The sequence below is a fragment of the Rhodococcus jostii RHA1 genome (assembly GCF_000014565.1).
Classification (GTDB): Bacteria; Actinomycetota; Actinomycetes; order Mycobacteriales; family Mycobacteriaceae; genus Rhodococcus_F; species Rhodococcus_F jostii_A.
Genome location: NC_008270.1, coordinates 36497 through 61008 on the forward strand (window position 1 = coordinate 36497; position 24512 = coordinate 61008).

A 24512-nucleotide genomic window follows, 5' to 3' on the forward strand; every position below is an offset into this window, starting at 1 on the left:
AGGTGGGATCCATTAGTCATTTGGGGGGGTCATTTCCGGTGTTTGCCCTCGTCGTCGCCCGTGCCGGCCCGCGGGGGACCGCAGCCGGGGGTCAAGGTGGAGCGCCCGCAGCGCAGCGAGGACGAACGACCTTGAGGCCGGCGAGGATCCGCCGCATCCTGATGGAGCGGGTTGACGGGGTGAAGACGCTGGGGGTTCAGGCGGTGGGCGCCTCCCGGTGTTCTGGTCGGGGAGCAGCCGTGTGTGGTGGCGCGTGCCGGCGCCCAGCCTTATCTGGGTCCACGGGCGACGAGCCCGGTGACATGATGATCGATGGGGTGCCCGGCATGCCGGGCCGACGAGGGTGCGGCCCGCGCGTGCCGGCGCCCAGCCTTATCTGGGTCCACGGGCGACGAGCCCGGTGACATGATGATCGATGGGGTGCCCGGCATGCCGGGCCGACGAGGGTGCGGCCGCTCATTCTTTCCGGGACGCCGCACCCCGCGCGGGGTGGCGTCAGGAACCTCGCGGGAGCCGGCCGCAGGCATCAGGTGAATCATGGGCAGGGCACGCGCACAGGCCATGTCAGGCGACCTCCCGTTCCATGACCGGCGCCATCGCGACGTCGCCGAGCTCACGCAGGGTGTGGTAACAGCGGCGCAGCAGTTTGCGCTCCACCGCCAACGCGGGCCGTTTGCCGTCCAGGACGTCGGCCACCTTGTGGTAGTAGGCGTAGTCCGGGGACCCCCGGCGGGAGGCGCACCGGGCGGCCTCGAACGCCACCCACCGCAGCTCCGGCGACCCCTGCCGGGACAGGTGCCCGGGTGAACGTTTGCCATCGGAGGAGTAGACGGTGATGTCGAGTCCGGCGAAGCGCACCACCTGATCGGAACTGCGGAACCGGCGGGCGTCGCCGATCTCGGCCCAGATGATCGCCGCGCACAGCCACCCCACCCCGTAGTGGGCGGCCTGCAGCGCCCGGCACCCCGGCTGACGGTGCGCGAACGACACCAATTGTGCACGTAGCGCGTCGATCTCGACGGTGAGCGAGTCGATCGTGCGTAGTGCGGTGTCGACGTACTGCCGGCCCGCGACCGACAACTCGGCCCTGGCGAGCCCGTCGCGGCCGGCCACGGTCAACAGTGCGGTGATCGGTGGGCAGCCCTGATGGAACAGTTGCGCGTGGATGCGTTGCTGCCAGGCCCGCCGCTCGTCCATCAACGCGCAGTACAACCGGCCCAACGTCCGAACCTCGAGTACCTGCTCGGGCGGGATCCACGACCGCGGCAACCGGCCCTCCAGCAGCAGCGTGCGCAGCAGCCGGGCATCGGCGCGGTCGGTCTTCGCGCGTTTCTTCGGTCCGCGCAGCCCTGCGGTCTCGGCCGGGTCTGCCAGATGCGCCGTCGCCCCCGCCGCGGTCAGCTCCTCCACCACATACCGCCACCCGGTGCAGCCCTCCACCGCGATCTCGGCGTCCCCGCCGGGGCAGTGCTCGCCCAGCCAGGCCCGCAGCGTGTGCCGCGTCGCCGGACGGATCTGCCCCCACCGCACCCGACCGGTGTCGGTGTCCACATAGTCGAAGGTGATCTGCTGCCGGTGCACGTCGAACCCGCCTACGATAGTCATTGGGACCTCCTCAAGCTCCCCGAAAAATCTCTGACGCCACCCATCGTGCGTCCGAGCTGAGGGGGTCCTCATCACATGTCATCTTTCGAACGGTGGCTATGGCGCTGAGCAGGGACTACGCCAGTTGAGACATAGAGGCTGGCTTCCCAGACCGCCTCGATGGTCGTTCTGGTCGGGGGATTCGGCTCAGGATCGAACTCTCTATCAGATGGGGATTCCCGCTAACGTCGAGTCGGGTCGATTCCTCGACACCTGGACCGGGCAGCATATGCCTATGAACTTCAAGGCGGCGTTCAAGCACACGCCACTGTCAGTCCGATGGATTCTCGGCATCATGTTCGTTGCTGGATGGTGCGGAGTCGCTGCGGGCGTAGTCGGTGATCTGCACGACGTGTGGACCGGTTTGGCCTTCACCCTCAACGTGCTGACTGCACTGATTGGGTTCTGTATCGGCGTTCCTGTCGCATTCTTCATTATCGCAACAGTCGTCGAACAGCGTGCCGACCTGATCGAAGCAGAAGCAATTAACACCCTGACGGCCGAGGCTTGGACGGGGTTTCGAGATGCGGCGCTGAACCTGTGCGATGACGATCTCGAAGAAGTACTGATTGTTAGAACGCCGCCGATGATCGAACTCTATCGAGCTACGTTGACCTCTGCCCGGCAGCACTTGGATGAAGGCGACGACGAGAGTCTAAGCAACTGTCTGCGTGTTGCTGGCGAGGATATAAAAGAGATGCTCTTCGCTGCCAAGCCTATGATTCCAGATTCGGCCGACTATCGAGTTAAGTGGATTTCTATAACGAACAAATGGAAATTAATCGATGAGCAGGTGCGTATTCGGCGGATGGAGAAGAACCTATCGTGGCTACACGAAGATGTGGACTCTGTCCTTTCCTCCCTATGCGATCACAGGCGAACGCCGCTCGATGATTTCTATACGACCTTTAGTATCGGTGCCGGTACAGACCTTATTGTAAGGGCTATGGATCAGGTGTCGAAGCTCTTCTTGACACTTGCGAATTCTGAGACCGATAAGATTAGGAACCTGCTCTTTTCGGAAACTGCGTCTCCCCTTCGGTATGGCCCCGAAAAGCAGCACGAGTTTAACGCCGATCAGTCTGCTAAGTGGGTCAGAACCCTACGGTTAGCCGTGGCTGGCACTGCAAGTACTCAATTCCCCAGTTAGTGTAACTATTGATCTATTACAATATCCGGATCAAACAGATCCCGTTCCCACACCAACGAGGGGGAGCCAATGAAGCTGGACGAGCTGCGGAAGATGATCCGCGAAACAACAACTGAGGATTGGAATCACATCCACTGCTGGGGTGGTGGCGCCGGGCCAAGCTACCGCGACAGGACGGTCACGGCGTTGGTCGGCAAGACCGACGCGATCGAGAACGAGGTCGAGAGCCACGGCAACGTCGCCATCTTGAGAGACGACCTCGACATCTCGATTGCTTGGGGACTCGATCTCGACTTCAGGGGATTGCGCGACGCCGGCAGCAGGGCCACCTCGAAGCTTCGACTGGGCGAAGAACTTCCACAACGAGGACGTCTGGATCTCAATAGGCGACATCTTCTACCGCGGCTCTCTCGTCGATCGAGTGCTCCTCGTGGTCGTTGACGGAGGTCGCGTCCTCCTGCCCTGGGCACACGAGCAGTTCTCGGGCCCCGACGAGGGCGACGTTGTCACCAGCAGCTGGGAGTACGATTTTGCGCGGCTCGTCGACCACTTCGAGGGAGTCTCCGAGTTCGATGAAGCCTTCGCTACAGCAGGGTTCAAGATCGTCGATTGACGTGCCTGCGTGAAGAATCGCCCCCGCCCTCAAGGAGAGCGGGGGCGATTCGATTAGGTCTTCAGCGCTGCGAAAGTTCGCTGGTCTCCGCTTGCACAGCTCTCGGCGCGGCCCGCGGCTCCTTCGAGATATGCAGCCTGCCTCGGGCGTGAGCTATACGGCTTTCGCTGGGCTGTGAAAAAGAACGCCGCCGTCTGTCACACAAGCCCGCTGCACCGGATCTTCCTCCAGATAGAAGCCAGTTTAGGAGGGAGATCCCATGCACCCCAGTCAACCTCAGCGGCCCATTCAACCCGCGCAGAATGCAACAGGCCTGTCCGACGAGGACCAACTATCTCTGTTGATGGCGGCCCCATTGATTCTGGGCCTCCTTGTCGCGGCTCTTCCAGAGATGTCGACCAAGGCAACTGCGTGGCTGCTCGCTCACGATCTCATCGTTGCGGCCTCGGCATCACCGCTGGTGACTATCCCTGGCACGGAAGGTGCCGGTCTCGACCTCCGCCGGCTGATCATCGTCGCGGCAGTTCTGGTGCTCGCTGCGACTCTGGCTCTCAGCGGAGCACGGCGCTCCATCGATCGTCGTCGGCAGCAGCGGTTGCGCCGCGGGGATAGTGCATGAACGCGGTGGTGATTGTTGCCGAGCTATCGAGAAGGAAGCGGTCGATTCCGTGCGCGGATGAATGCGTCGCGGATTGTCCGTTCTTCCAGGCGCAGAGCCTCAGCGAGTGCTGTGGCATGGCGATCGGACAGGCTTCCTTCGCCTCGCTCGATTCGGCCGATGGTGGTGGTGCTGAGTCCGGTTCGGTTTGCGACGTGTTTCTGCGTCAATCCCGCAAGATTCCGCAGGTCGGCGATGGTCCGACTGTCTTCCGGGACGACGACGAGGCGGTCGAGGGGTATTCCCAGCTTCTCGGCGGCCCGGGCGAGGTGGTCGGGCTGAGGGTGCGTTCGCGAGGTTTCCCAGTTGTGGATGGTGGTCGGGTCGACGCCTATTGCGCGGGAAAGGTCGCCGCGCGTGATTCCGGCAGTAGTGCGCGCGTCCTCGAGGGCCTGGGGCTGGAAGCCGTTCAGGGGCGCTCTCACTGCGATTTTCCGTTCATCGCTGGACATCCTATTGAAGATGTAGATACCATCGTTGCATACCGGGTTTAAATTCCAGTGGTAAATGCGATGCGGTGCAGCGCTGACGATCACTCGCTGAACTCGAACCCGGTGCGCTCGAGTACGAACAGTTCCCACGTACATGCGGCCTGACCAGCCGCTAAACGGAAAAGAGCATCCGATGACGACTACCGTTTCAGCTGCCCCACCCTTGTCCCAGACTTCTGCGCATCGACGCGACGCACGCTCGTCCGTATGCGCCGCTCAGCTAGCTAGACTGAATGCAGCCGGATTCCCCGCCCGGTCTGCTTTGCCCAGTCGCGACGACGGGTGGTTCCAGACATCGCGACAGTCGGGTTTAGGGGGACGTGACGGGCAGGCTTGGACACCTGCCCGTCACGTCGATACATCTGTCGACACGGTTGATGTGCGCTACCGCATCAACGCCCTGATGTGCGCCGGCATGACGACCGCTCTGATCGCTGACCTGGCCTCTGTGCCGGTCGCGACAATCCGGTCGCTGAGGAGCACTTCGACTCGCACCACCACCTCCGCCATCGCGGACGCGATCCTCTCGATCACTTTTCACCCCAGCCGTGGGCGTGATCTGACCCCAGCAGTGGGGGCTCGCCGCCGACTGCGTGCACTCAACGCCATGGGCTACGGCGATCCGAGCCTCGCTCACCGGTTGAACGTCGAGGTCGACGTTGTCACCTCGATGCCGGAAAAAGGTCTCATCCCGAGCGAGCTGTGGGAAGCGGTCGACGAGATCTACGACGAGCTTTCCATGCGCCCCGGACCCGACGCCGACCTCCGTGAACAAGCACGCGCAGAAGGACTGGTGCCGCCTCTCGGATGGGACGACGACGAGATCGACAATCCTAAGGCGCGTAGTCACGAGCGCGAGCGGGCCACGGGAGCGGTCGCGGCCGACGAGGTCGTCATCGTTCGTCGCCTGAGCGGCGAACAAGTCCCCATGCGCAACTGCGAACGACGAGAAATCATTCGGATGGCCTACGAGCAGCGCTGGTCACCGAGCCTCCTCGCGGACAAGCTCGCCATCAAGTACGACTCGGCCGTGACGGAGCTGAGCCGGTACCGCCGAGCTCTCGTCCAGACGGACGTCGCCGGTTCCGATTCCACGGCGGAGACGTCGACCCCGACCGACGCGCCTGCGAGGGAGCGTGGAAAGGGCGAGACTGCCGCAGACGCTGCCGCGGCCGATCTGACAGACGCACCCGGTTCTGACTCTCCGCGAGAAGCAGCAGCGACGTCGGATGCCGCCGAGTCACAGTCGCCCGCCGGCTCCAGGGTGAACGCGCCGGCGCGGGCTTCCGCCAACCGAGTGAGTGCGAACAGGCGCCGCTGGACCGGCGCCTTCACGGCAAGCGCACAGTTCCACGATGCAACGATCGACTGTGCTCGTTCAGCGCCGGAAGGCGGGGTGCCAGGGAGCTGGCCGATAGCCCGGCGCTCGAAACTATGGCGGCCGGCCTGCCGGTCGGGTTCAACGAGAGCCGTAGGTGCCGAGCAGAATTGGCCTGACTCAGATGAGCGATGGCGGCTGTCGTCGGGGTGGCACCCCTTCGCGTCAACGATGGCATCGCCTCGCCGATCAGGCATCGGCACCCCGACCCGGTCGACCAGGCAGGCCTTGTTCCAGTTCGCTGATACCTGTTGACGCCGGCGACCGTGTGAGGCATTGCTGTGCACCCCAGATCACGACCCTTTTGAAGGAGACCAGACCCGATGGCCCTCATAGAAATCCCCGAGGACTTCCACACGGCGTTCATTGCGGCCGCCCACGACGCGAACGATCACAACGACCTTGACCTCGCCGTTGACGAGGACCGCACATACATCGCCCTCAGCAACCTCTGCCCCGGATTCGTCCCGGCTCTTCGGCTCATCACCCGCGGTGAGCATGAAGCCACGGTCGAAATCTGGTCCATCGTCGACCACCAACGAGACGACGGCAGCTGGGAGCGCACTGAGGGGGTCGATGCCACCACTGCGGTCGACCTCGCCGATCCAACCGACGCTGCCAAGCGCGCCGTCGAGTGCTGGTTGACAACGCTTTGACCCCGGTCGTGCACGCTCCGCAGTGCGGAGTTTGGCAATTACCACAACAAGTTTCAACCCTGCGCTTGACCCTCACGTCCCTTACGGGACACGGAGACGGGAAACGACCATGCATGAGTCATTTTCTTCCGCTCTCAACGAGATGTCGGTCGCCGATGCGGTGATGCAGCTGGCGTCCGGAACCGTTGAACTCGCGCTCGACGACGCGCCGGAGTTCGCTCGCTGGTGCTGGTTCGCCGACGTGCTCGACTCAGACTGGGGCTTGACCGGCAGGCTCCCGGCCGCCGGCGACGATGCACTCACGAACTTGAGCGCGTCGCCGGTATGTGCCGAACATCGGAAACGAAGGCGCTCAGCCCCGACGCGCGGCGGGCGGCGTACGAGGCCACGGAGAGATTGGCCCACGGCTCGGCCGTAACCAGTTCAGAGGCCACCTATCTGGCACTTTCGGCGGCGAACGACATCGCACTCGAATGCCTCGACGAAACGCACCCCGAGTTCACAGTCGCGATAGCGCTGGCATTCGAGTCCCTCGCCGCCTGTGCGGCGGACTCCGCGGTAGCGCGATGCTGGATCGCCCGCGCTCTGACCGAATGGACGAACCGAACGCACCCAGTCGCGGGCGGCCCTCGAACGGGAGATGCCCCACCGATCACGGACACTCGGCAGAACGCGTCGATAGTCTCCGCAGGTTGTGGCGAGAGGGTCTTGTTGAGAGTGAGCGGCAACCTCTGAAAGGGGCACTGGCAACAGCGCTCCTTGAGACTCGCCTGGACCGGGGATAGTCACCTCACCCTAGGATCGGCTACGTGCCGACAGTGACAACGCCCGACGCCGACATTTTTTACACCGACAGTGGGGGAGAGGGGCCCGTACTTCTACTCGGGCACGGGTTCTTCATGGACTCATCCATGTTCACGCCCCAGGTGCGCGATCTATCCCCGGACCTTCGGGTTGTGACCTGGGATGCGCGCCGCCACGGAAAGACCACCGATACGGGTATGCCGTTCACATACTGGGACCTTGCGCGCGACGCCCTCGCCGTTCTCGACGACATCGGTGTCGAGAAGGCAATCATCGGTGGCATGTCCCAGGGCGGCTATACCGCGCTGCGCACAGCACTCCTCGCACCGGAGCGCACGACGGCTCTGATCTTGCTCGACACGGAAGCCCCAGCCTGTACACCCGAGCAGAAGTCCGGATACCGCGTCCTGTTCAATCAGTGGTGCAGCACAGAGCCACTCGAACCGCTCACCAGCGCACTTGCCCCCCAACTGATCGGTGGAGAACCTGCGGATTGGACGTCGTGGATCAGCAAATGGAACAGCAGCGATCGCATGGCTGTCCGGCCGGCCGCGGAGTGCCTTATCGAACGCGACGACGTCGTGGACCGACTCTCCGACATTGACGTTCCGGCGTTGATCATCCGTGGGGAAAATGACCTGTCAGCGCCCGCAGAGAAGGCGGACGAGCTCAAAGCAGGTCTTCCCGGTGCTGCGCCAGTTGTCACGATCCCGGTGGCCGGCCATGCCGCAAACTGGACACACCCCGAGCCGGTCAACGCGGCGATCACTGCGTTCGTCAAGGCGCTCCGCTAATTCAGGAGGCGGGGAGGCGCACTCCGAGGTACATCTGCAGCGGATACTTGCCCCGCATCTCCGCGTGGACCTGTACGTGCACGCTGTATCGCTCACCAGTCTCGGTGTCGCGGAGGTGCATGAACGGCTGGTGCCGGCCGAACCGGACTTCTTCGCGTGACCACAGTTCGCGGAAGAGAGGGAACGCGCTCAACTCTTCGAGGGTTTCCACCGCCCAGTCGGGGTTGTAGTAGCGACCCATCAACGCTCGGAACCAGCTGACGGTCAAGGCGGCTTCCGCCTCCCACTCCACCATGACCTTCATTGATGCCGGAGTCGAGAAGAACCAGCGCAACACGTTTCCCTCGTCGACCAGTCCAGGGAACGCCTTGTCGTACGCCGAGTTACAGTCGATGACATTCCAGCGCTCGTCGAGGTATGCCACCAGGTGCGGGTTCAGCGCCGCGATGGCGGTCTTCATGTCGGGTGTGATCAGTGTTCGATAGTCGGCGATCGTCCAGGGTGTCGTGGTGTCCTCACGCTCGGTCTGTGTTCGCCGTGCCAGATTGAATAGGTGCCGACGTTCTGCATCATCGAGACAGAGTGCGTTGGCGGTGGCGTCGAGAACCTGTGGAGAAGGACTCGCGTCCTTAACGTTTCCTTCCAGCCGCGCGATGTAGCTGACACTCAAATAGATTTCTTCGCCCAGTTGGGCCCGAGTCATTCCATCCGGGTGCGTCGGCGTTGCCCGGGTGCGCCGAGCACGGATGAAATCACCGAGACTCGGCGGACTGATCGAGTCCATTGGTTGGCCTTTCCGATAGCGAATACAGCGGCATTACCCTACTCCCGGGGAATGTCAAGCCTTGTAGGTAACACTCTTGAGTGTTACCCCCCTGCTGGACAACGCAGTTCCCGACCTGATGGAATGTTTTCCCAGAAGGCTCACAGCTGCGTGGCAGGCAGACGAGTGCGGGTCGACAGTCGCGCCGAGGGGGAGGGCCCAGGCGGGTTGCGGAGGGGAAAGCGTTTATGCCACGTGCAGCACAATGGGGTTCGCGTGTGCGATCGACGGGGACGGTGCTCGGCGTTCGGCTCCTCGTGCTCGACGTGGCACGGCACGGATCGCTAGTCGTGCTGAGGCGATGGTCGGCCCAAGCAGCGACTCCCGAAACGGGCCGCAGGAATGTTTACAAGGACCATTTCGAACCCGACTGTCCATACGGGGCAATAGAAGTAGTCGGTCAACGGCATGCCGCGCAGTTTGCCCAACGCCGGATGGTTGGAACCGTCGTTTCCGGCACCCGAGGTCGGGATGTCGCTGGACGCACTGGTTTTCATGTGCATACCCGCGAAAACGTAGCGGCGTGCACTACTGCCATGGCGAGCAACACGGTCGCCGCCCCAACGGAATCCGCCATCCAACGCAGCTGGTTCACGCGCCCAGCGGCGCCCTCACACGCACCGGACCAGTCGCACCGGATGGCGTCGCCAGTCCGTCGGAGCTTTGCAGGTGACGTGGTCGCAGCGAACTTGTCCAGGTCGCTCTCTACTGTTCGCCGTACGAAAGTGTCCGATATGTCCACACGTCCACTGTGAAGGACCACCACATGGCATCCCTGCTGACCAAGAAAATCGACAAGCTCCGCTCGTCCGGGGATGACCTGCCCCTGGCGCACAACGGCGCAGATCAGGACGAGCCACCCGATCTGAATACCCGCGCGCGCGTCCGTCGACGCCCCATTTACCTGGCGATCGGTGTCGCACTCGTCGTGGTGGCAGTGATCGGCATGCTCACCGCGGTCAACGCGATGCGCGCAACCACCGATGTGCTCGTCCTGACGAACGAGGTGCAGCAAGGCGAGACCATCGAGTCCAAGGACTTGGCCGCCAAGTCGGTCAACGTCGATGCCGATCTCGGGGCGCTGCCCGCCAGCGAACGCGGCCGCGTCGTAGGAATGAGTGCCAGCACCCGGTTGCCGGCCGGCACCGTCCTGCTCCCGTCCGCGATCACCGATCAGGTTGTTCCCGGGGAAGGCCTCACGATGGTCGGCATCACGGTGAGCTACAGCCACCTCCCCTCCGAGCCGATCGTCCCCGGTGACATGGTCCGTGTCGTGGACACACCACGCGACCAGGACGACCCGCCCGTCCAGGGCCCGATCAACACGAAGGCGCAGGTGTACTCCACCAAGGAGATCCCCGAAGCCGGCGAGACAACGCTCAACCTGCTCGTGCCCGAGGCAGAGGCCAACTGGGTCGCCGCCCGCGGCGCAACCAAGCGTGTCGCGATCGTCCTCGACAACCGAGTGCGGTGATTGGCGATGTTTCTCGCACTGACATCCGCCTCACGCTCACCCGGTGTGAGCACCACGGCGCTCGCCCTGGCCCTGAACTCACCGACCGACCGGACTCTGCTCGTAGAAGCGGATGCCATCGGGTCCTCGCCGGTCCTGGCCGGATACATGCTCGGAAACCACTATCACGATCGTTCCCTGATCAATCTCGTCGACGCGAATCGTCACGGGCGCCTCAAGACTGCGTTGACCGAGCAACTCATCCAGATCCCGCAGTCGTCGGTGTCATTGCTCCCGGGACTGGTCCACTCCGCCCAGGCAGATGCGATGCGGCCCGTCTGGGGGCCGCTGGGTGTCCACCTGGCCGGATTGAGCGTCGACGACACCAACGTGATCGTCGATGCCGGCCGGATCGGGCAACGAGGCGCTCCGGTCGAACTGATCGTCAACGCGACAACGATCGCAATCGTCACCCGCACTGAGCGAACGGCAATCGCAGCGCTGCGCGCCTCGCAGAACGCCCTGCGACAGCAGCTCTCCGCGGTGCAATCTCGGGCAAGTCTGGGGTTGATCCTGATCGGTGAGTCCCCCTATAACGCAGAGGAAGTCACGAAAGTCACCGGTCTTGACGTGATCGCGGTCCTGCCCGACTCCGGTGACGCCAAGGTCTTCTCGGACGGGTTGTCCATCAGCAAATGGCGCCGTCGCCGTTCGATCTACCTGCACACCCTCCACCGCAGTACCTGGCCGAAGATCACCAAATTCGCGGTGAGCCATCAGGCGGACTGGAAGTCCGGTCCCGCGCTCAATGCTGCGCTGCCGACACTGACAGGAGAACGCCGATGAACTCCGACGACGCGACCCAGCCTCCGCAGAACAAGATCACGGAGCTTCCCTTCTTCTCAGCCTCGATCCCGGACGCCGACCTCGCAGGTGGGGGCCGCAGTTCGGTATCGGAAATCACGCTCCCCGACACCGATCCGTTTCGATCGCTTCGCCTACACGAACTGCCACCGGCCAGCACCAATGGGCACAGCGGCACTGCGCCACGGCCTGTGCCGCCGGCCGCGAAGGTCAAGGTCGATCGCGCCCTGGTCCGCGCTCTGCAGAAAGAAGCTGCGGAACTGTTGCGTGACTACCGGTCAGCGCGTGACCGCGAGCGCCACGACCCGAAGAACGCCGGCAAATACTTCGCCCCGTTCACCGAGGAGGAAGAACGCGAGTTCGGCCGTGAGACGATCACCGGCCTGGTCAAGAACCACGTCCAGAAGACCATCAACTCCGGCGGCGAAGCCTTCACAATCGTCGAAGAAGAAGCCCTGATCAAGGCCATCTTCGACGCGCAGTTCAACCTGGGCCCGCTGCAGGAACTCGTCGAAGAGCCGCACGTCACCGACATCTTCCTCAACGGCGCGGCCGTCTACGTCAAGTTCCCCGACGGACACTACGAACACCGCGACCCAGTCGTCGACACCCCCGAGGAACTCCTCGAGTGGATGGGACTGCTGGCCTCACGCGCCGACAACGGCGGCCGGCCCTTCTCCCGGCTCAATCCGTCACTGCGCCTGACAATGCGCGGAGGCCACCGACTGTCGGTCATGGGCTACTCAGTCAAACGGCCCTCGGTGGCAATCCGCATCCACCGCCTCAAGAACATCGCCCTCGATCAGCTCGCCGCCGAACATCGGATGATGCCGATCGAGCTCGCGACCATCCTCTCGTGCGCGGTCCGAGGCGGTGCCTCGGTGGTCACCGGCGGCGGAATGGGCTTCGGAAAAACGACCTTCACGCGTGCACTGGCCAATGCGCTTCCTCTGCAGACGCGAATCGGAATCGCGGAAACCGAACGGGAACTCTTCATCGACGAACTGCCAGGCCGCGAGGATTTCGTGGTCGACGCCGAGACAATCCTGGGCGGCGGAGAACGCGGTGCAGACGGCGAGCTCGCCGGCAGCTACACCCTCTCCGACATCCTGTACGAGTTCGTGCGACAGCAGCTCGACTACATGATCGTCGGTGAGGTCGCCGGTCACGAGATCCTCGCTCTTCTCAAGGCACTGCAGACGGCCAGAGGAGGACTATCCACGACGCACGCTTACACCGCTCGCGGCGTAGTCGACCGTCTGGTGAACCTGGCGACCGAACCCCCGATGAACGCGACGGTGGACTACGTCGAACGCCAGCTCGCAGAGCACATCGACCTGATCGTCCAACTCGGCACGAAGGTCCGCGTCGACGGCGAAGGGTCACGCACCTCGGTCCGCTACGTCGACGAAGTCGTCTACGTCGAACCCGGCGACGACAAGAAGCCGTCCTTCTCCACCATCTACCGGGGATACTCGGACGGCACAGGAGAATTCGGATCCATTCCACAACCGCTGCTCCGCAAGCTGCTCGCCGGCGGATTCAAGCGAATCAACCTCCCCAGCGACAGCCTTCGCCACTTCGACGAAGAACGCGACCTCTACGACGATGAAGAGGTGGCGTGATGTATCAGCAAATCGGCATCTTCCTGGTACTACTGCTGTGCGCCGGGGTCGCCTGCATCGTCATGGGATGGAAAGACCGCCGCGATCGCACCGCGCCCACGCGTCAGCGCCGGCGCCGCAGCTCATCGAAGATCCCGCGTAGCACCCAGATCCTGCTCGTCGTGGGCTTCGCCGCCGGCATCGTCGTGTCGTCCCTCTCGGGTTGGCTCTTCACCCTCTTTCTAGTCCCGGCGCTGCTGGTCGGCTTGCCGTACCTGCTCGGCCGTCCCGAAGCAGAACAGCAGATCAGTCGGCTGGCGGCCATGGACGAGTGGGCCCGCAACCTCTCCAGCAGCATGAAGGCTGGTTCGGGAATCGAGCACACCATCATCTCCACTCCGATCCCGGAGGCGCTACGGGAGGAGATCACAGCGTTCATCAGCCGCCTGCGCAACAACGTCCCTCCGGTGGATGCAATCACACGTTTCGCTTCGGACCTCAACGACAGCGTCGGCGACAAGATCTGCGGAGCCTTGCTACTGAGCATGCAACTGCGGGGCGTGGGACTTGCAGCCGTACTCGAAGGCCTCGCCGAAGACGTCGGTGACATGGTCGCGCGCCGACGCCGCACCGAGGCCGACCGCAAATCCAGCCGTACACAAGCTAAATGGGTCACCATCATCGCGATCACAACACTCGCGGCAGCCTTCCTGTTCACCAACTTCATGGAACCGTACAAGTCGGGCGGAATGCAGATCGTGCTACTGATCCTGCTGACCCTGTTCGCGGCCGACCTGTACTGGATGAAGCAGGCCACCAAACCGCCGACCTACCCCCGCTTTATCGGCACCAATGATCGCGTCAACCGCACCGACCTCGTAGGAGCGCAGCGATGAGCATTCAGATGACGGTCATCCTCTACACGAGCGTCGGAACAATCGGCATCTACCTGGTCGCCCTCTACTTCATGCGCGCACAACCCGCACTCAGCGATGCCATGTCGCGCCTGTCCGGACCGGCCCCGGAGCGCACGTCGACAGCCGGAACCTCCCTGATCGACGGGATGGCGAACAAACTCGGCATCCGGGTCCACCCCTACCTGCAGGACAGCAAATTCTTCACGCTCCCCAACGCCGATCTCGCCCTGCTGCACCGAGATCCCGCCCACGTACTCGGGGAAAAGCTCGTCGCAGCACTGCTCGGACTGCTCATCTTCCCCCTCCTCAACCTCGTCCTGACTGCATTCGGGGTCGGCCTGGGATGGTCCATCCCGGCCATCCTGTCGATTGCGACCGCCTTCCTGCTCTTCCTCATCCCCGACATCGAAATCCGACGCCGGGCAACCGCGGCACGAGCCGAATTCGCGCAGGCACTGAGCTCCTACATCGATCTCGTCGCCCTGTGCCGACGCGGTGGAATCGGCACCACCCAGAGCCTCGAGCGCGCTGCGCAGGTGGGAGATTCATGGGTGTTCCTGCGCCTCGACGAGGAACTGTACGAAGCCGGGCGCTCCGGCGAAGCCCCGTGGAATGCCCTGACACGCGTCTCCCAAGAGCTCGGCCTGACCGAACTGGGCGACCTGGCCGACATCATGAACATGACCGGAGACAAAGGCGCATCCGTCTACGCATCACTGCGAGCAAAGGCCGCGGGCCTGCGATCCGCTCAGGCCAGCGCAGAACAAGGAGCAGCCGCCGAGGCCACCGAAAAGCTGGCCATGCCGCTGGCCGGACTCGCCGGCTTGTTCATCATGCTGCTGCTCATCCCGGCACTGACCATCATCACCGGCTAATCCGATTCGACGGTGCGCCGCCAGCGCCGCGAAAGGAGCGAGAACCCCAGACCGCCGAGCCTGGCCGGTCACGATCATCCAGTCCAGCTCACCTGCTACACATCGACCAAACACAAGGAGCCCACCATGAGCATCACCACCGTCGCTACCGCCACCCGGCGCACCGCCCGCGAGGCCGTGACCACCTACATCACCCTCACAATGATGTTCGTCGCCGCACTGGCCGGCACCCTCCTCCACCGCGCCGGCGGCAAAGACTCAGACCGCGGACCCTCCACCCTCGAGTACGTCTTCCTCGCCGTCCTGGTCGTCGGCGCCGCCGCCGCAGCCGGTGCGATCGTCGTCCGCAAGATCATGTCCCGCGCAAACGCGATCCCCGACTGAAATCAGACAGCGCTGCATCGATTGGAGAGACGGTGAGTACGTGACATACCTCGTGAGGGTCTTCCAGGCCGCTGCGATGGTGGCGGTCGCCGCGGTGCTTGTGCAGCTCGGAATCGATTCCTGGCCGTGGCCGTATATCCCTATTCCGTCCTGAAAAGCCAGCCGTCCAACAACTATCGGAAGGCAGACCATGGTCACACTGGAACAGTTGATCGACCGATGGCGCCGCGACGACCGAGGCCCGGCGACGCTCGTGACGGTCATCGCGATGGTCGCATTCCTTCTGATCTTTTCGGTCCTGCTGCAAACCGCTCTGTTCTTCCACGGCCGCGACGTCGCCAACAGCTGCGCCGAAAAGGCACTCCAGAACACGAGATCCCAGTACGGCAACCAAGCGCTAGGAACAGCTGCCGCTTATGCCTGCATCGCCCAGGCAGGCACCGGTGACCTGCAGATCCCGGTTGTCCTCGTCAGCAAGAACATCCGTGAAACAACCGTCAACATCACCGGAAAGGCCCCTTCCCTCGTCCCGGGTCTCGAATTCCCCATCGTCGTCAACCACACCAAACCGACTGAACGCGTCACCAACCCGGGAGGAATCGGATGAGACTCACCCGATGGCTATCCCGCGCCCGCCGAGATGACCGGGGCGACGTCACGATCGAGCTGTGCCTCGCAACCGTCATCCTGATCTTGCTCCTGGGCTGGATGTATGCGTACGGCGTCAACCGACAGGCGCACCAGAAGGTTGAACACGCCGCCACCGAGGGTGCCCGTGCAGCCTCACTCGCCCGCACCATCGCCACGGCCACTCCGCTGGCGTACCAAGCAGCGGCCGGCAGCATGGACGGACAAGGTCTCAAGTGCGCCACCATGAACGTCAACGCCGATACCAGCGGATTCCGCACCAGACCTGGTGTCCCCGCCACGGTCGAGGTCACCGTGACCTGCCAGGTCTCCTTCGACGCTCTTGGATGGCCCGGAGTCAATGGTGCCCGCACCGTCACCGCTACCGCAATCTCGCCGATCGATACCTACCGGGAGCGCACACGATGACCAACGCCCTGCGTAAGCGACTCGCCTCCCGACTGCCGGAGGAGCACCGCGACAAGGGTGCCGTCACCCTGATGACGGTGGTCTTCGCCCCTGTCCTGATCTTTTTCGTCTGGGGACTGATCGTCGACGGTGGCGGCATGCTCACCGCCGACCAGCGAGCCGACAACGTCGCCGAGGATGCTGCCCGAGCAGCCGGTCAGCAGATCATTGGATCGGTGAGCGCCCGCGGCATCGACACGGTCGTCGACCCGGTCCGCGCGACGGCAGCCGCCAAGAGATACCTGTTCGAGGCCGGCGTCGACGGCGACGTGATCCCCACCGGCCCGCGCACCCTCCTGATCACGACCCGCATCGTCTACAACTCGAAACTTCTGCCATACCCCAGAACGAAACTGCTCGTCGGTACGGCTGCGGTGAATCTCAATCGCACCAACGCCGGGGAGGTGTACATACCGTGAGCGCAAACGCCGCGAGGTCCCGCCTTGCCGGACTCGGCTACCTCCTGATCCTGGTGATGCTTGTCGCCGGGATCCCGGCCGCGCTCTGGGCGCTGCGCGGCAATCCGCTCGACATACCGTGGTCGGATTTCGAAGGTTTGCTCGCGAGTCCAGATGACGGCAGTCTTCTCATCGCCCTTCTTCCCCTTGTGGGCTGGGCGGCCTGGGCCACCTTCACCGTCCCGATTCTGCTCGAACTCGCGGCGACACTGCGTGGCGTCAAAGCGCCGAAGCTGCGCCTTCTTCGCTCACAACAGCGGACGGCGACGTTCCTCGTCAGCGGCGCTCTCTTGCTCCTGACCGCCGGAACCGCCACCGCCGCACCCGTCCTGACCCAGCCTGCGGACGGGGGAAGCACCTCTCCGTACGCGCCGCACTCGCAGCAGGAAGATCCGAGCGCGTCACCGCAGACGCAGGTGGATCCGCGGGCTACCCGGGTGGCGGTACAACCGGCGGGGCCGACAGTGACGACCGTGCGGGGAGACACTCTGTGGGGATTGGCCCAGCAGCATCTCGGCGAGGGCCGCCGCTACGCCGAGATCCTGGACCTCAACCGGACCGCTGTCCCCGAGCCAGGGTTTCTGGTCGAAGGGTTGACCCTGCAGCTGCCCGCATCCCAGCCCGAGGTGATACGCGGAGCCTATACGGTCAAACAGGGCGACACCCTGTGGGATATCGCCGAGCGAGAGCTCGGCGATCCTCTGCGTTTCACGGAGATCACGACTCCCGACGGTGCCCCGGCCGGCGAGCTGATCACGGTCGGCCAGCAATTGATCATGCCCACCGCCGCCTCCGCGACGGCTGACGCTACGCCGGCGCCGGCCTTGGTGCCGCCGGCCGATGCGGCTCCGGCTCCCGCTCCGGCTCCGGCTCCGGCTTCGGAAGCTGTTCCGGCTCCCGCTCCGGCGCCCGCGCCCGCGCCTGTGGATGACGCCCCCAACTGGCAACTCGACCCCGTCGAGCCCCAAATGCCTGCCGACCTCCTCACCAATGACGCGCCGGCAGAGACCGATACCGAGGACGGATCATCCGACGTCGTGTTCATCGGTCTCGGAATCTCAGCGGTTGCTGCAGCTGGACTCACCGGGCATCTCGCACTTCGTCGCCGCAAGCAACAACACCGCCGCCGCCGCGGCGAGCGCATCGCCCTTCCCGCCGAAACCGCGATCCAGACGGAGCAAGCACTCACGGCCGCCGCTGATCCGCTCACCACCACCCACGTCGACATCGCATTGCGGCACCTCGCGCACCACTGCAGGTCCACGAGTATCGCTCTGCCGGGCCTGCTGGCGGTATTCGTCGGTGACAACGACATCGAGCTCGGACTCGTCGAACAGGTCTCACTCCCCGCACCTTGGACACAGATCGACGACACCACCTGGTCAGTAGACCCGAGAGCGTTCCCGCGCAGCGTTCCCGAGGCCGAGATCAGTCCGTACCCGGCGCTGACGGCAGTCGGAACCAGCGACGACGGTCGCGACCTCATGCTCAACCTCGAACAGATCGGCCACCTCGCCATCAGCGGCACCCCGACCGCAACAGCCGGGGTGCTGCGTGCGCTCGCCGTCGAGCTCGCAGTCTCGCCCATCGCCGACAGCCTCCACCTCAACCTCGTCGGATACTGCGCCGACCTGCCGGAGGCAATCGACAACGGCCGCATCACCCACTCCGAGTACGCCGACACGGTACTGACGACACTCGCCAATCACCTCGAACTCGACTCCGAAATCCTCGCGGACAACGACTTCGAGTCAATCGCGCAGGCACGCACGTCGTACACCACCAGCGAGCTGACCGCACCGGAGATCGTTCTGATCGCCGATCCGGTGATCGAGGCACAGGCCGAGCTACTCGCCGGCATCGCACGACACGCACCCCGAATCGCGTTCGCCGCAGTGACCACCGAGAGCGCACATACCAACGCCACATGGACCCTCGAGGTCGACGACAACGGCTCGGCAGTCCTTGCTCGTCCAGGAATCGCGTCGGCCGGCATCACAGTGACCACCCTCGACGAGGAGAGCTACGCGTCCGTCCTAGACCTCCTGACCACCACCTCACGCGAACCTCGCATCGCCCACACGGGCGATAACCCTGACATTCGATGGGAAGCAGCCCGTCTCGACAATGACATCTCGACCGATGAGTTCATCACCAGCTCCGATCCCGCCACCTTCAGCGTGGTCGGGAACGATGACCTCGACCACGCCGTCGACCGCCCAGAGCCGTCCGATTCGGATGAGATCACCGCAGAAGGCGAGCTGCCGGAGGCGGATCACATCTGGATCAGGCTGCTCGGCGAACCCGCCGTCACACCCCCGTCACCAGGGCCGGCCGAAGGCCGAGAGAAGAGCCTGACCGAAATCGCCGCACTTCTCATCACCACTGACGGCGGAGTCCTCGCCGCGGACATCGACAGCAAAATCTGGCCCCATGACGTCGAAGCCGCCAGAACCGGCACAGCCGAGCAGGAGAAAGAAGCGAAGGCCCGGCTCCGCCGGCGCCGCAACGAAGCGCTCTCTCGCCTGCGTAAGTGGCTCGGTGACACCGAGACCGGTGAACCCGCCCTCATCAAGTCCGGAGATCGAACCGGCCGGACCCCCCAACGACTCCACGACGCCGTCACGACCGACTGGGACTACTGGCAAGAACTCGTCAACGCCCATCCCGCTGACGTCGTCACCGCCCGGCTATCCGCCGCACTAGCCCTGGTCACCGGTCAACCCTTCAGTAGCGATGACCCCACCGCTTACGGGTGGGCCGACCACACCAAACAAGACATGATCTCCGACGTCACCGACGTCGCCGAGGAGCTCGCCACCCGCTACATCCGCGGCCAACAAGTCCCCCAGGACCTCGCGGCTGCACACGCCGCCGCGGAGACAGGCCTCAAGGTCGACATTGTCCACGAAGGGTGCTGGCGTGCGGCGATCATCGCCACCCACTTCTCGGGTGACACCGAGACCACCCAAAGGTTGGTCGATCGCATGATCGCCGAGCTCGACGCACTCGAAGAAGAGCCCGAGCACGAAACCAAGATGCTCTTGAGTCAGCTCGACTCCACCTACGGGAGCCACTACCGGATCGGAGCAGCATCATGACGCGCCACATCGCCGCACTGGCGACACTCACTGCCGCGATGTACCTGACAGCCAGCTGCAGCATCCTGACCCCAGAACCGGTCACCCTCGAAACCAGCACCGGACCCACGTTCACCGGACCGCCCGGCTCCGGAAAGTCCCCCGAGCAACAGGCCGGTGAAGCCGCACTGGTGAAGGTCAACGAGTACTACACGGTGCTCGCGCGACTAAGTGCCGATCCCGCCGCTAATCCCGCAGATCTCGACAATGTCGCGGCCGGCAACTTCCTTCAATCGACGAAGCGGGACATCACCGCGCATCGCATCGAGGCGAACGCAGGCGAGGTCAAGGTTCTCAAGAACACCATCACCCGCCACAACATCCCGATCGACGAAAACGGCGTCCCTACGCCCGGCACCGCGACCATCGAGATGGACGTCTGCCTCGCCCACGCTACCGACGTTCTCGAGCTCGGAAAGCCGATCCTGACGAACACCGCTTGGCCCGACCCAGCAGGATGGAGAGTCACAGCAGACTACACACTGCCCGGTACGCCCTGCAATGCCGGACTTTTCTAGGAGATACGACTATGGCACACACCACCATCCGCCGAACCGCCGTCGCTGCCTTGGCCGCCACGACCCTATTGGTCGGCGTGACCGCCTGCTCCGACACCGACGCGGCGGATCCGGCGGTAGGGCTCACTGTCACCGGTGACCCGGCGTTCGAGGGTCCCGACGGGGTGGACACGTCGAAGAAGACTCCTGACGAGTTGGCACGGGAACAGGCGCTTGCGAAGGTCAACGATTTCTACGCTGTCGTAGGCATGCTTGATGGCGATGCCGCTGCGCCGATTGAGCAGCTCGACACCGTTGCCGGTGGTCCCGTGCTGGATAGCTGGCGGGGAGATATCACCCTGCGTCGATCGCAGAACGTGGTCGGAGCGGGCGACGTCAAGGTTGTCGATGCGAAGATCACCGACGCCGGCATACCGGTAGGCGACGACGGCAAGGCTATATCCGGGCCTGCCTGGGTCCACGTGCGCGCCTGCACCGACATCTCCGGTATGACCTGGACGAAGTCAGACGGTAGTCCCGCCTACGACGTCAACCGTCCGCAGTTTGTGCTCGCTCAGTTGACCGTCCGGAATGCGGATTGGCCCGATGCAAACGGCTGGCGAGTCACCAGCGATGCAGCAGGCCGATACGCACCGTGCGATGCACCATAACCAAGGAGAACACATGCCAAATCGTCGTCGTTTTCATGTGACCGTGATCGGCGCGCTCGTTCTGGGGAGCCTGGTTGCGTCGCCACACTCAGCGCTTGGACAACCCGGCTTCGGTTCTGGCGGAATCGACGTCGCTCCCGGTTCCGGAAATCTGGGTGCGAACATTGTCGTTCAAGGCAGCTACGTCCAGGTACCTTCGGCGTCACCTGGCTCCGGAGGCTCCCCAGGGGCGAGTGCAGCGGGGACGGGCGGCGGCGGGTCTGGATACAGCGGTGGTGGCAGTGACGTCGTAGCAGCCCCCACAGGACCTCCGGTTAGGGAGCAGCTGAAGGCGTGCGGCCGATTCACAGACTGCGTTCCGCTGAGCCCGGACGTGGGTATGCCGGCCACCCCAGTGAGTATGGCCCAGGTCATGAACGTTGTGGGTACGGCCGTGACCGGCATGCAACTCGAGGAACCGCCGATGTGCTGGACTCCCGAACCTGCTGATTTCCCAGGTGGGAGAACCGGATTAGTCGGCAAATTTTCATGGGCTTGGCTCTGCCCCGACCAGATTAGGGAGACGAATATCGGTCCGGTTACACGGGTAGTTCCTGGTCCAGGCGGGGTGGTGGTCACCGCGACGGCCGTAAACACCAGTGTGACCATAAATTACGGAGACGGAAGCCCACCTGTGATTTGCCCTGGTGCTCTACTGCCGTTCACCCCATATACCGACATTGTCGACGCCAGCCCAGTGACGCCGCCGAGTGGAATGCCATCCCCGACGTGTGGTCATCACATCGAGAAAACTTCGATCACAGAGCCCGGCGGGACATTCAAGGTTTCAGCGACCTCTGCGTGGCTCGTGAATTGGACCGCCGCATGGCCGGGAGGAGCTGCGGGAGGTGTTGTTCCTGTACCTCTGACCTCTACGTACCAGCAAAGGATCGGCGAGCTACAGGTGCTCGTAACGCCGAACTGACTGGCGTGCACACTGCTGGAATCGTTTTCGCTCAGAAGTTCAGGTGGCGTGCGAGGCGGCTGATCGGATGGGTTTCGATATTCGCGGGTTGACCGGGCCCGGTGGTGTGCACGCTTGGGCTCACTCGGACGTGGGCCTCGCCGTCGATGCGGACGGTGGTGGTGTCAGTGGCGGCGATAAGAGTTTGTCCGTTGGCTTGGACGTGGCAGTGGCTGTGCGCGAAGACGATGGCGGTGTCTTCTGCGCGGATTCTGGCGTTGTCGGTGCCGACAACGCAACTCTTGCCGCGGGCATCGACGGTGCTGTCGTCGAACGCTTCGATGTGAGCATGTTCGTAGGCGGTGACCCTGGCGTGGTTGGACGCTTGGACGAAGCATCGGCCGGCGGCTGCGATGGAGCCGCCGGCGATTCCCGCGCAGGTTTGTCCGATAATTTTGACCTCGACTTGGCTGGGGATGTGACCGAGGTCCAGCCAGTTCTCCGGGTCGGCGTCGATGACGACGCTTTTCGCTCCAGCGGTAAGGCGCTTGGTGTATTCCGCATAGCTGCGGACGGGCGATGCGGAGCGGCCACGATCCGGCCGGCGTGAGTTGCGCGTGGATTTCTTCACTGGTGCCCCCATGAATCAATAATGCCTTCGTCTGGTGTCGTTCGTGCGATCGTCGATGTCCGGCGCGTCGCGCGTGGGCTACACGAGGTTCGGTGTGGCTCGGTGTTCTGTGTCAGTCGCCGATCTTGACGGCATTCCCGGTCGGGTCGACGCATTGCAGATAGGAGTCGGCGTGTGATCGGTCCGGAAGGTAGGGCCAGTTGCAGTTCCAACCGTCGATGACAGCGAATCGCCCTTGTCCTTGTGCTGCGATCGTGCGGTCGTTGAGGTAGCGATCACTGATGCTCAGTGCTGCTGGGCAGCTCGGAGTTCCGGCGATGATGCTCACAGGTGCAGTCGCACCGTTCAGGTTGTTCGTGACGGTTCCGCACTGAGCGCTTGTGGGCGGCGATTCTGCGGTAGTGGTGGCCTGCGTGGCAGTCGTCGCCGGCTGTGTCTCGGATAGCCGGGTCTGAGCGTCTGTCACTCCTGGCTGACCTTGACCCACGGCGGTGGGGTTCGCCGACCACTCGACGCGTGTGGTAGCAGCAGTTGGTTCGGCTGACGGGGATGCGGTCTCGGCTTGTGTGCTACTGCACCCGGTGAGGATGGCGGCCGTGATGAGGGACAGTGCAGCAATTTCGCTGGTGGTTCGTCGATTCATGAGTACTCGCTTCTATTCCAGTCCGACAGGGAGGACGCAATGTCGAGCCCAGTGATATGTGATGACCTGGACAGAACGACGCCCGCCGAGACCACCGCCGCACTAGCGCGTCAGGCTGCGGCTTCTCGAAGGCCCTCCCAGCTCGGTGGTGCTGAGACTGTCCAGGTGGACGGCTAGTGTCGATCCGTCCCTGATGTCTGTCGCACAGTTGCGGAGGAGTGCCCACGATGACCGAACCGACTTCCGAGCTTGCGGGCAGTGGTTCAAGTGAGGAGCCACAATCGCCGGCCGTCGGTGCTGGAACTGCGGCAGGGCAACGAAGTGACCAGCTGTCGGCGGCGGTGTATGCGCCTGCTGGGCTTGTCGTCGTCGCGAGTGTGGTGGTGTGGTTCGCGGCGCGGTGGATTGATGCCGAGTACGGCACCGCCGGGCTGTGGTGGCCGGCCGTCACCAGTGCCGCGGCTGGCGCGGCGTTGAGCGTGGCGACGGCACCGATGATGGCCAGGCTGTGTGCTGCCGTCGAGATCCCGACAGAGGGCTGCTCCCGGCGGTTCGGTCCCGCGGCTCTGACCGCAGGAATGTGGTTCGGCGCCGTGCTGTTCGTCGGCGGCGACGCGATCTTGCCTGCCTGGCTAGCACTGAGCCTGCTGTGCGTGTGGACGGCGTGGATCGATCACTTCACGCTGCGGTTTCCGCTGACCTTGATCCGGCTGACCACCGCAGTGGGCCTGATGTTGGGGGCGTTCGCGGTGGCGATGGATCAAGATCCTGCGGCAGGCGGGCGCGCACTTCTCGCCGGAGCGTTGGTCTTCACATTCAACCTTGCCTTCGCGATCATCACGCGCGGCTATCCCGGGCTCGCCGACGTGCGGCTGAGCTTCATCCTCGGTGCAGCCCTGGGGTGGGTCGGCTGGATGAATGTGCTCGCGGGCATGTTGCTACCGAACGTCCTGGCGCTCTTGGTGATGGCGGGGGTGAAGTCGATCCGGCGTCAGAAAGACCTGGGAGAGTTCGGTTTCGCACCGTTCCTCATCGCCGGAACCGCCCTGGCAATGGCCGTCCCGCCGCTGTGGTGGATCGTCTGGATCTGAACGCCTTCGACGGGAAGGTGTCTAGGATCGGTTGCATACTGGTCTCCAGAGAGCGGCGAGGTGTATTCGTATGGACGAGGTGGCTCACTCCGCTCCGATGCCGTCGATCGTTCAAACGGAGTTGCCGTGTGAGTTCTGCGCGGGTCATCCCCAGTACTTCCCGGGTGACCCCGTCGGCTTCGTGCGTGCGGCCCGCTGGGCGGCGGTGGTCAAGGACTGCTGTCACTTCGATGCT

25 protein-coding genes and 1 pseudogene are annotated in these 24512 nt (G+C 63.8%); 20 read left to right on the plus strand and 6 right to left on the minus strand.

What is annotated here, in order from left to right; genetic code table 11:
- Positions 1-564: 564 nt before the first annotated feature.
- Positions 565-1605, minus strand: a complete 1041-nt coding sequence (locus tag RHA1_RS40910) for an IS110 family RNA-guided transposase (RefSeq protein ID WP_011599898.1) — start codon at positions 1603-1605, stop codon at positions 565-567.
- A gap of 274 nt (positions 1606-1879) precedes the next feature.
- Here RHA1_RS40910 and RHA1_RS50040 point away from each other — a divergent pair, with 274 nt between their 5' ends.
- The 4 genes from RHA1_RS50040 (at position 1880) to RHA1_RS40930 (ending at position 4026) form a co-directional block, all read left to right on the plus strand.
- Positions 1880-2794 carry a hypothetical protein gene (locus RHA1_RS50040; RefSeq protein WP_148228529.1) on the plus strand — a complete coding sequence of 305 codons (915 nt, stop codon included), beginning with the start codon at positions 1880-1882 and terminating at the stop codon, positions 2792-2794.
- A 69-nt stretch (positions 2795-2863) separates the two neighbouring features.
- Complete coding sequence (locus tag RHA1_RS48080) at positions 2864-3235, plus strand: hypothetical protein (protein WP_011599900.1); 372 nt, start codon at positions 2864-2866, stop codon at positions 3233-3235.
- Complete coding sequence (locus RHA1_RS40925; RefSeq protein WP_011599901.1) at positions 3225-3407, plus strand: hypothetical protein; 183 nt, start codon at positions 3225-3227, stop codon at positions 3405-3407. The genes RHA1_RS48080 and RHA1_RS40925 overlap by 11 nt, the downstream gene beginning before the upstream one ends.
- A gap of 259 nt (positions 3408-3666) precedes the next feature.
- Positions 3667-4026, plus strand: a complete 360-nt coding sequence (locus RHA1_RS40930; RefSeq protein WP_011599902.1) for a hypothetical protein — start codon at positions 3667-3669, stop codon at positions 4024-4026.
- A 23-nt stretch (positions 4027-4049) separates the two neighbouring features.
- Here the strand turns inward: RHA1_RS40930 and RHA1_RS40935 are convergent, their stop codons facing one another.
- On the minus strand, positions 4050-4652 hold the full coding sequence (locus tag RHA1_RS40935) for a helix-turn-helix domain-containing protein (protein ID WP_011599903.1): 603 nt from the start codon (positions 4650-4652) through the stop codon (positions 4050-4052).
- Between the two features lie 166 nt (positions 4653-4818).
- Between RHA1_RS40935 and RHA1_RS40940 the strand changes: the two genes are divergently transcribed.
- The 3 genes from RHA1_RS40940 to RHA1_RS40955 all read left to right on the plus strand — a co-directional run bounded on the left by RHA1_RS40940 (position 4819) and on the right by RHA1_RS40955 (position 8188).
- Positions 4819-6189 carry a hypothetical protein gene (locus RHA1_RS40940; protein WP_237727097.1) on the plus strand — a complete coding sequence of 457 codons (1371 nt, stop codon included), beginning with the start codon at positions 4819-4821 and terminating at the stop codon, positions 6187-6189.
- A gap of 68 nt (positions 6190-6257) precedes the next feature.
- Complete coding sequence (locus RHA1_RS40945; protein ID WP_011599905.1) at positions 6258-6590, plus strand: hypothetical protein; 333 nt, start codon at positions 6258-6260, stop codon at positions 6588-6590.
- Positions 6591-7399: 809 nt separating this feature from the next.
- The gene (locus RHA1_RS40955) at positions 7400-8188 is read left to right on the plus strand and encodes an alpha/beta fold hydrolase (RefSeq protein WP_011599907.1); all 789 of its coding nucleotides are present in this window, start codon (positions 7400-7402) and stop codon (positions 8186-8188) included.
- A 1-nt stretch (position 8189) separates the two neighbouring features.
- Here the strand turns inward: RHA1_RS40955 and RHA1_RS52655 are convergent, their stop codons facing one another.
- Together RHA1_RS52655 and RHA1_RS53060 are read right to left on the minus strand one after the other, a co-directional pair.
- Positions 8190-8648, minus strand: coding sequence for an MmyB family transcriptional regulator (locus RHA1_RS52655; RefSeq protein WP_237727118.1), 459 nt, complete (start codon positions 8646-8648; stop codon positions 8190-8192).
- Positions 8649-8750: 102 nt separating this feature from the next.
- A pseudogene (locus RHA1_RS53060) lies at positions 8751-8972 on the minus strand (helix-turn-helix domain-containing protein); the annotation flags it as partial.
- 805 nt (positions 8973-9777) lie between these two features.
- On the opposite strand from RHA1_RS53060, the gene RHA1_RS40965 reads away from it, so the two are divergent.
- From RHA1_RS40965 to RHA1_RS41020, 12 genes are all read left to right on the plus strand, one after another.
- A complete protein-coding gene (locus tag RHA1_RS40965) occupies positions 9778-10485 on the plus strand; it encodes an SAF domain-containing protein (RefSeq protein WP_011599910.1) in 708 nt (235 codons plus the stop codon).
- 45 nt (positions 10486-10530) lie between these two features.
- Complete coding sequence (locus RHA1_RS40970; protein ID WP_237723814.1) at positions 10531-11310, plus strand: hypothetical protein; 780 nt, start codon at positions 10531-10533, stop codon at positions 11308-11310.
- The gene (locus RHA1_RS40975; protein WP_011599912.1) at positions 11307-12953 is read left to right on the plus strand and encodes a TadA family conjugal transfer-associated ATPase; all 1647 of its coding nucleotides are present in this window, start codon (positions 11307-11309) and stop codon (positions 12951-12953) included. The genes RHA1_RS40970 and RHA1_RS40975 overlap by 4 nt, the downstream gene beginning before the upstream one ends.
- Positions 12953-13828, plus strand: a complete 876-nt coding sequence (locus RHA1_RS40980) for a type II secretion system F family protein (RefSeq protein ID WP_011599913.1) — start codon at positions 12953-12955, stop codon at positions 13826-13828. The genes RHA1_RS40975 and RHA1_RS40980 overlap by 1 nt, the downstream gene beginning before the upstream one ends.
- Positions 13825-14724 (plus strand): type II secretion system F family protein, encoded by a 900-nt coding sequence (locus tag RHA1_RS40985; protein WP_011599914.1) that lies wholly within the window; start codon positions 13825-13827, stop codon positions 14722-14724. The genes RHA1_RS40980 and RHA1_RS40985 overlap by 4 nt, the downstream gene beginning before the upstream one ends.
- Before the next feature lie 126 nt (positions 14725-14850).
- Entirely contained in the window at positions 14851-15108 is a 258-nt protein-coding gene (locus tag RHA1_RS40990) for a hypothetical protein (protein ID WP_016880429.1), read from the plus strand.
- A gap of 190 nt (positions 15109-15298) precedes the next feature.
- Positions 15299-15715: a hypothetical protein gene (locus RHA1_RS40995; protein WP_011599916.1), complete on the plus strand. Its 417-nt coding sequence runs from the start codon at positions 15299-15301 to the stop codon at positions 15713-15715.
- The gene (locus tag RHA1_RS41000; RefSeq protein ID WP_011599917.1) at positions 15712-16164 is read left to right on the plus strand and encodes a TadE/TadG family type IV pilus assembly protein; all 453 of its coding nucleotides are present in this window, start codon (positions 15712-15714) and stop codon (positions 16162-16164) included. The genes RHA1_RS40995 and RHA1_RS41000 overlap by 4 nt, the downstream gene beginning before the upstream one ends.
- Positions 16161-16622, plus strand: a complete 462-nt coding sequence (locus tag RHA1_RS41005) for a TadE/TadG family type IV pilus assembly protein (RefSeq protein ID WP_005560298.1) — start codon at positions 16161-16163, stop codon at positions 16620-16622. The genes RHA1_RS41000 and RHA1_RS41005 overlap by 4 nt, the downstream gene beginning before the upstream one ends.
- Complete coding sequence (locus RHA1_RS41010; protein ID WP_011599918.1) at positions 16619-19762, plus strand: LysM peptidoglycan-binding domain-containing protein; 3144 nt, start codon at positions 16619-16621, stop codon at positions 19760-19762. The genes RHA1_RS41005 and RHA1_RS41010 overlap by 4 nt, the downstream gene beginning before the upstream one ends.
- Positions 19759-20319 (plus strand): hypothetical protein, encoded by a 561-nt coding sequence (locus RHA1_RS41015; protein ID WP_011599919.1) that lies wholly within the window; start codon positions 19759-19761, stop codon positions 20317-20319. The genes RHA1_RS41010 and RHA1_RS41015 overlap by 4 nt, the downstream gene beginning before the upstream one ends.
- Positions 20320-20330: 11 nt before the next feature.
- Complete coding sequence (locus RHA1_RS41020) at positions 20331-20969, plus strand: hypothetical protein (RefSeq protein WP_011599920.1); 639 nt, start codon at positions 20331-20333, stop codon at positions 20967-20969.
- A gap of 995 nt (positions 20970-21964) precedes the next feature.
- On the opposite strand, the gene RHA1_RS41025 is transcribed toward RHA1_RS41020, so the two are convergent.
- A complete protein-coding gene (locus RHA1_RS41025; protein WP_011599922.1) occupies positions 21965-22555 on the minus strand; it encodes a hypothetical protein in 591 nt (196 codons plus the stop codon).
- 100 nt (positions 22556-22655) lie between these two features.
- On the minus strand, positions 22656-22871 hold the full coding sequence (locus RHA1_RS52665; protein WP_016880425.1) for a hypothetical protein: 216 nt from the start codon (positions 22869-22871) through the stop codon (positions 22656-22658).
- 542 nt (positions 22872-23413) lie between these two features.
- Here RHA1_RS52665 and RHA1_RS41035 point away from each other — a divergent pair.
- Complete coding sequence (locus tag RHA1_RS41035) at positions 23414-24277, plus strand: A24 family peptidase (protein WP_011599924.1); 864 nt, start codon at positions 23414-23416, stop codon at positions 24275-24277.
- The last annotated feature ends 235 nt before the right edge of the window (positions 24278-24512 follow it).